General features: G+C 57.1%; 6 protein-coding genes and 1 pseudogene. All 7 read right to left on the bottom strand.

The window, feature by feature from the left end; translation table 11 throughout:
- On the bottom strand, window positions 1-589 hold a 589-nt coding region (locus tag ACUVSA_RS05620), incomplete at its 3' end, for a prepilin-type N-terminal cleavage/methylation domain-containing protein (protein WP_445894089.1).
- A 172-nt stretch (window positions 590-761) separates the two neighbouring features.
- Window positions 762-1187 (bottom strand): type IV pilus modification PilV family protein, encoded by a 426-nt coding sequence (locus ACUVSA_RS05615; RefSeq protein WP_445894088.1) that lies wholly within the window; start codon window positions 1185-1187, stop codon window positions 762-764.
- On the bottom strand, window positions 1177-1491 hold the full coding sequence (locus tag ACUVSA_RS05610; protein ID WP_445894094.1) for a GspH/FimT family pseudopilin: 315 nt from the start codon (window positions 1489-1491) through the stop codon (window positions 1177-1179). Before ACUVSA_RS05610 ends, ACUVSA_RS05615 begins: the two co-directional genes overlap by 11 nt.
- Window positions 1492-1628: 137 nt before the next feature.
- Window positions 1629-1706 (bottom strand): annotated as a pseudogene (locus ACUVSA_RS05605) (prepilin-type N-terminal cleavage/methylation domain-containing protein); the annotation flags it as partial.
- Window positions 1707-1738: 32 nt separating this feature from the next.
- Window positions 1739-2485: a putative Ig domain-containing protein gene (locus tag ACUVSA_RS05600; RefSeq protein WP_445894087.1), complete on the bottom strand. Its 747-nt coding sequence runs from the start codon at window positions 2483-2485 to the stop codon at window positions 1739-1741.
- An 8-nt stretch (window positions 2486-2493) separates the two neighbouring features.
- A complete protein-coding gene (locus tag ACUVSA_RS05595) occupies window positions 2494-3027 on the bottom strand; it encodes a type IV pilin protein (protein ID WP_445894086.1) in 534 nt (177 codons plus the stop codon).
- A 504-nt stretch (window positions 3028-3531) separates the two neighbouring features.
- A complete protein-coding gene (locus ACUVSA_RS05590; protein ID WP_445894085.1) occupies window positions 3532-5838 on the bottom strand; it encodes a tetratricopeptide repeat protein in 2307 nt (768 codons plus the stop codon).
- Between the last annotated feature and the right edge of the window lie 214 nt (window positions 5839-6052).

Below are 6052 nucleotides of genomic sequence, written 5' to 3'. Positions count from 1 at the left end.
CCGTAAAATCCGTCTTATTGTCCTCATTAATGTCCATAACCTTTCGCCAGTCTGCAGAAGGCTGCCATGGATCGCTAAGGGTGACCACCCACCCGGAGTTGGAACTCACACGAAGGCACCCGGGACATTCGGAGGCTTCGATGATTCTACCGGCGTTGATGACTGGATCGATGAGATCCACGTCGTTCACAAAAATCTGATCCGGCCCATCCGATCCGCCGTCACGAATGAGAAAAGCCAACTTTGGGGCCACGGCCCAGCCGGCCTGCAGAAGATCTCTTTGAAGAACCCTGAGAACCTCAACTGTATCTTGAATCACTTCCTTTTCCGACCGATCGCGCACGTAATTTCGGTGCTGCGACGAGAAGACCCCGCCGACCGCCGCCACAACGAGCGCCGTCACCGCCAGCGCCACCATCAACTCCACAAGGGTCATGGCTCGGCTCCAGCCCAAAGCCCTGCCGCCCAGGCGACCCGCAGAAGGTGCCTTTTCTTGGCCTTTGGGCAGGCTCATACGGCCCAACGAAGAAACCGCCTCTTCGCAGTCCGTTTCTTGAAGGGACAGCGTCCCAGGGCTCCGCACCTTCATTCCCCGCGCAGACGGCCTCATCGCGGTCCGGGCACGGGCGCGCGCCTCAAAGCCCACTTCTTTTCTGACAGCCCCCCACCCCGCTGGACTTCTCGGCAGCGGCACCGCGACTCCGTAGAGCGACTCGCGGCGGTCGTCCAAAAGCCCCTTGCTTTCCAGGCCTTTTCTTCGGCTAAGGGACCACAATGGTTTGCAGCACCACTTGACCTTGTCCACCTCTTTGCTCCGCCCATCGAACGGAAACCGTGACATTTCTCTTCCAAGAATACGTCCCATCAGGAGTCGAGCTTGTCGTTCGGGTGTAAAGAACATTCTCTATGGTCACGTTGTCCGTTCCGTTGGGATTATACAAGTCGTCGTTCGCATGGATTTTTTGCCGATACGCCTCCAGCTTTTCGTTGGCCAAAAAGAGCGCCGTCGTTTCCCTTTTGGACTGCATGTTCACATGGCGGGAGGTCCAGTGAAATCCCCATAAGGACACGAGGGCGACCCCCAAAACCATCAGAGACACGAGTACTTCCACTAAGGTAAACCCGCAGGCCGTGCCGAGGCGTGTTTTTGGTCGTCCTGTTGCGCCCACTTGCAATCTAGTCCACATGAACCCACCCCATAGAATTGATGGACACCGATGCCTGCGCTTCATACTTTCCCGTAGCCGTAAAAGTCACCGTGCCGCCCTGTCCCTTCATCAGGCGGCCGTCACTGCCAAAGGCCAGGCACGTTTGGTTGTCATCGTTTTTCGGCAATGAACTCGAAAAGCTCATGGAAATCCTGGAAGAAAGTTCCACACTTCGCAGCCAGGGCTCATCGCTTTCGCGACGGCAGTTTCCGTCGGTTGACTCGGTGTGGTTGCCGTTTGCGTTATCGTCGCGAAAAAGTCTGTAGCCTCGACCTGTGGACAGGAGAAAATCAGCGAATGCACCGCACCTTTTTCGTAAGCGAGGGTTTTAGCTTCCTGAACCGCGGTCTCCAGACCGCGGGCCGCCATGCGCACGTCTTCATAGCTGGTGACGCCGGCCAATCCCCATCCCACGAATTTCAAAAGAAGGGCCACAATGGCCACTGTGACCATCAATTCCACCAAAGTGAACCCTGAGCCGCCGGTACGTGCATTCATGACTGCGCCGCCTCCACCAAAAGCATCGCCGCTTACGGCTGCGAAACCGTCACGTCCAACTGATATTGGGCGACGTTGCCAACGGCATCCGTCCCCTCCACCACGACCTGATAAACACCCGGGGGGTGCTCCGGCCCGAGCCGCCATTGAAGCGTTTTGGACGCCGGATCCAGCACCATGCCCTCGGGTGCCTGGGTAAGCCGCAAGGCTACCGCATCGTCTTCGGCATCCTCAGTCACCAACTCCACCACGTATTCTTCGGCTTTCATGGATGCGCGGGCCACACGTATCGTGGGCGGGGCATTTTGGACCAACACGTACGTTGATAGGATCTGGCGTTTGCCGTTGGAGCTCTGCAGTTCTGCAGTAACCGACACAGAGTCCCCATACCTCACGGGATGTTTGAGGACCGGGCCCGTTTCTTCCACATCTTGCCCGTTCATGTGCCAACAAATCACCACAAGGTCCTCGTCGGGGTTTTCCCCCTGCACCGTGACCTCGGCTCGGAGCGTGTCCCCTGTCACCGGACGCGCGGGATCCACCCGAAGCGAAACGAGCCGTGGGGCGGCCGACCCTGTTTTTTCGTCTTCCTGTGTCCGGCCGGAATCAAAGCTTGCCGACGGAATGTGATCCTCTGCAGTCGCCGGCTGTGACCATGCCGTGGAAACGGCCTTCTGTTCCCCTTCCCTGCTCTGCGAAGGGAAACACCTCAGCACATCCACCCATCCCAAAACCCCCACACAGGCTAAAATGCAAGCCGTGACCACCCGTGGCTTCATGCTTCCCCTCAATCAAAAATCCACTTGAAAACGGAAAAGGCTATGGCGTTCGGATGGAGCACTTGGGGCGTCGCATCCGGTGTGGCCGCCGTCACGTGCAGTTCGATGATGTCGGTGGAGGCATAGGCATAGACCTTTTTGGCAGCTTGCGCTCGAAAGGTGCTTCCTGCTGCGTTCAACACCTTGACCTTGTACCCGCCGGCGGTTATGCGAGCCGTTCCACCCGAGCAGTTGTTGCCGAAGGATGGCAGGCAACTGATGGTTCCCGCGTATCGATTGTGATCGTCCCAAAAAATTTCCTGATCCATCTTGATGTTCATCAAAGCCAAAATGGCTTCGCTCTGCCGCGCTCGATTGACGTAATTCACATAGGCAGGGACAGCTACCGACCCCAAAATGGCCAAAATGGCCACCGTCACCATGAGTTCCACCAGGGTGAACCCCGGCGTTTTCTTGTCTTTGGGGCGGCTGCAGACACGCGAAAGCGCTGAACAAGGCACCTGCCGCATCATTCCTGCCTTCACTCTTGTATCGCCCTTCACCGCCCGCTCCTCTGCTCTGTCTCCCTTAGGTGCAACGCCTGACCAGCCCCATTGACAATGCCTTCCTTGGCGTTCGTGCGGGCCCGCTTGTCTCAACCGAAAGACCGCCTTGGCACCTCGCGTCTTTCGACTGGACCATGTCTTTCGCGGACCTCACAGTTTTGAACGCTGAGGAGCGCCTCCCTCCCTTGTTGGTGCCCGCCCCTGGAATTTTCCCCGGAGGGACCGACTCCTGCCGGTCGCCATAGTTCCGGCCGAAAGCGGCTTCCTACGAAAGGGTGGGTACCGGACCTCCATACGCCCCCATCACGCGCCCATATAGGACGCATTCGCCACGCACTCCCCATGCCCGACCCCGCCGAGGGTCAAAAGAAAGGCACCGCTATCCATTCTTCTTATCGGCAGGAAGGGAAAAAAAACTTTAAAAAATTCGCTGGATCATGCGGAATAAAAAGCTTGAGGAAAAACCTTTGCAAAAAACAGCCGATGACGGTCCGCACATTTTTAACGCCGGGCATGAAACGTCGCCGTGACGTTTGCCTGCTGCGCCGATTCTTTTTCAGCCGATTGGGCCGCAAGCTGCGTGTGCAGCTCCGTCATGAGCTGTTGCAGGACTTGGCGCTTGGGATAGCCGGGGTACAGTTCCAGCGTTTGCTGAAAAGCCGCCAGACTGCGTTCTACATTGCCCACCCTTTGCTCAAAAAAGCCCAGAGCGATCCAGGCCTTGGCGGACTGCGGCGCCAGGGCTACGGCTTGTCGCGCCAACGCCACCGCCTCTTGCGCACGCCCCGCTTCAAAGGCATACCAGCCTTTCAAGAGCGGCACGTCCGCATTGTCCGGTCGGCGAAGCTCGGCCACGTGAAGGAGCTTCAGCCCGAGCTTTTCGATACCTGCGAAACCATGCCATCGATGCAACCCATAAGCGGCGCCTGCGGCCACATCGGCCAGTCCTTTGGGCTTCCATAAATAGTTGCGGTAACCCCATTGCGCCGACTGGAATCGATTGCGCTCCTCGGCCAAAGCCATCACCCTTCGCACTTCCTGGGCCACGGGGCTCGCCGGTACGGTGTCGGCAAATCTTTTAGCCCCTTCCCAATCGCCCAGATCATGGAGCTTTCGCACAATCCATTCCGTCGGCTGAAGTTCCCCAGGATCCGGGGAACCGTCCCCGTCGATGTCCTCATTCTTTTCAGCAACGGCCTGCACCAGTCGGTTCATGGCGGCGTAGACCATAGGCGCATCCGAACGCAGTCGAGGAAATTTGGCTAGAACGTCGAGCGCTTTTTGAACAGAGCCGTAGGCTTCTCGATACCTTTCCGCCCGGGTTTGCAGTGTAGCCAAAATGGTGAGAAAATTCGGCAGCGCCGTGGCGTCGGGAGCTTTCGGCGCCGTCCCGAGCAGCCTCTCGGCCTCTTCCAGGGCTTTCTCTTCTCCGTCAAGGTACAGCCGACCAATCACAAGGTTCGTCGCGGCAACAAAGTGCTCTTCAAAATGGTCGCGGCCGACTTCAACGGCCTTTTGGGCCGCTTCCACCGCTTCCGCATATCGACCGGCTCGAATTAACGCGGACGCCAGGTTGGCATGAGCCCGGGGATGATTCGGCGCCTTTCGCACAGCGTCCGCATTGATGTTCACCGCGGTTTCCCAGTCCTCGTTTCTGACGAACGTCATTAGACATAGAACGGCACTGAGCACAGCGACGGCGCTCCAGGCTATTTTTTCCCGCTCATGAATAGTCCACCTTCCGGCCGCTTTGGAAAACACTCGCCTCACGGCCTCAAAGGCAGCCAGAATGAGGCCTACAGAAGGAAGATACATGCGGTGGTCGAAGATCAATTCCAGAGGGACCACGCTGGATTCGATGGCGAGATTTAAGAAAAACCATAGAAGGCCGAAAGAGATGAGGGGCCACCTCGTTATGGTCCACAACGAGGCCGACAACAGCCCTGCAATGGCCGCGAGACTCAGGACCGTTGCCGGGGGGTCAAACAGCGATCGGGAAACCTCCACATCGTGCTCAAGGGACAAGGCCCTGGGATCGGGCACAAGAACGGTGAAAAAATAGCGCATCACAACGCGGGCTTCCGTCAACAGGCGCTCTTTCATGGTGAAATGACGAATCTCGTACCCTTTTGAAAAGGAGTCCAGCAGTGAGCTCACCACCCAAAACCCCACGACACCCGCTAGGATGACCAATAAAACGATCCGAGGTTTCTTCAGTGATTCACCAAAGCGCCGGGGAAGTTCCGCCCACCATCGCGGTCGGAAAAAAGTCACCTCGATCAAACCAAGAATGACAGGCAGCATGGCCGCATTTTCTTTGGACAAAAACGCGCCCAAAGAAAAAAGCACCGCTAGGCTCCACCAGAAAGCCGCCTTGGCTCGGCTGGCATAAACCCCCAGGCGCCCCTGAATAAAGGCCGCCACCGCCGCCATGAAAAATAAGGCCTGCAAGGTGGCCATTCTTTGCACCACATAGGTTACGGCACTGGTCTGCACGGGATGAAGCGCCCACAAGGTCGCCACGCTGAGAGCACCGAAAAATCTTTTGTCCCGGTCGGCCGGAACAAGACGCGGCGTGCTCAAGAGCACCCAAAGCATCCACAGGCAGGCGAGCCAGCACAGGGCATGAATGACGTTGTTGGTCACATGGTAAGCCGCGACGCTTCCGTTGCCCCACCAGTAGTCAAAGGCAAAGGAGACCATGGGCAGGAGTCGCCATGGGCCGAATTGTGTTTGGTGTAAAGGCTTCAACGTCTGAGGGCTCAACTCGGTCACGTGGGTCACGGGGTTCTTCACGAAGGAGTGCATGTCGTCAAGGACGAAGGGGGATGTATATGTATTGGAGTAGGAGGAAGCTAAAAGAAGGATCGAGATGAAACACGCACATAAAATTTTGTGCCTTTTCATACGCATGTCGTTTGGCATCCCGATGGCTTAGTGAATGCTTATTTCGAGGTTAAGTCAAGACATACATCCACTGTCGGCAAGGAGCCCTGCCAAGGCTCCTTGCCTGATCATGTAT

It is taken from the genome of Desulfosoma sp., assembly GCF_052743555.1.
Note: the sequence above shows the minus strand (reverse complement) of the source record. Positions and strands in the feature narration are given on the sequence as shown.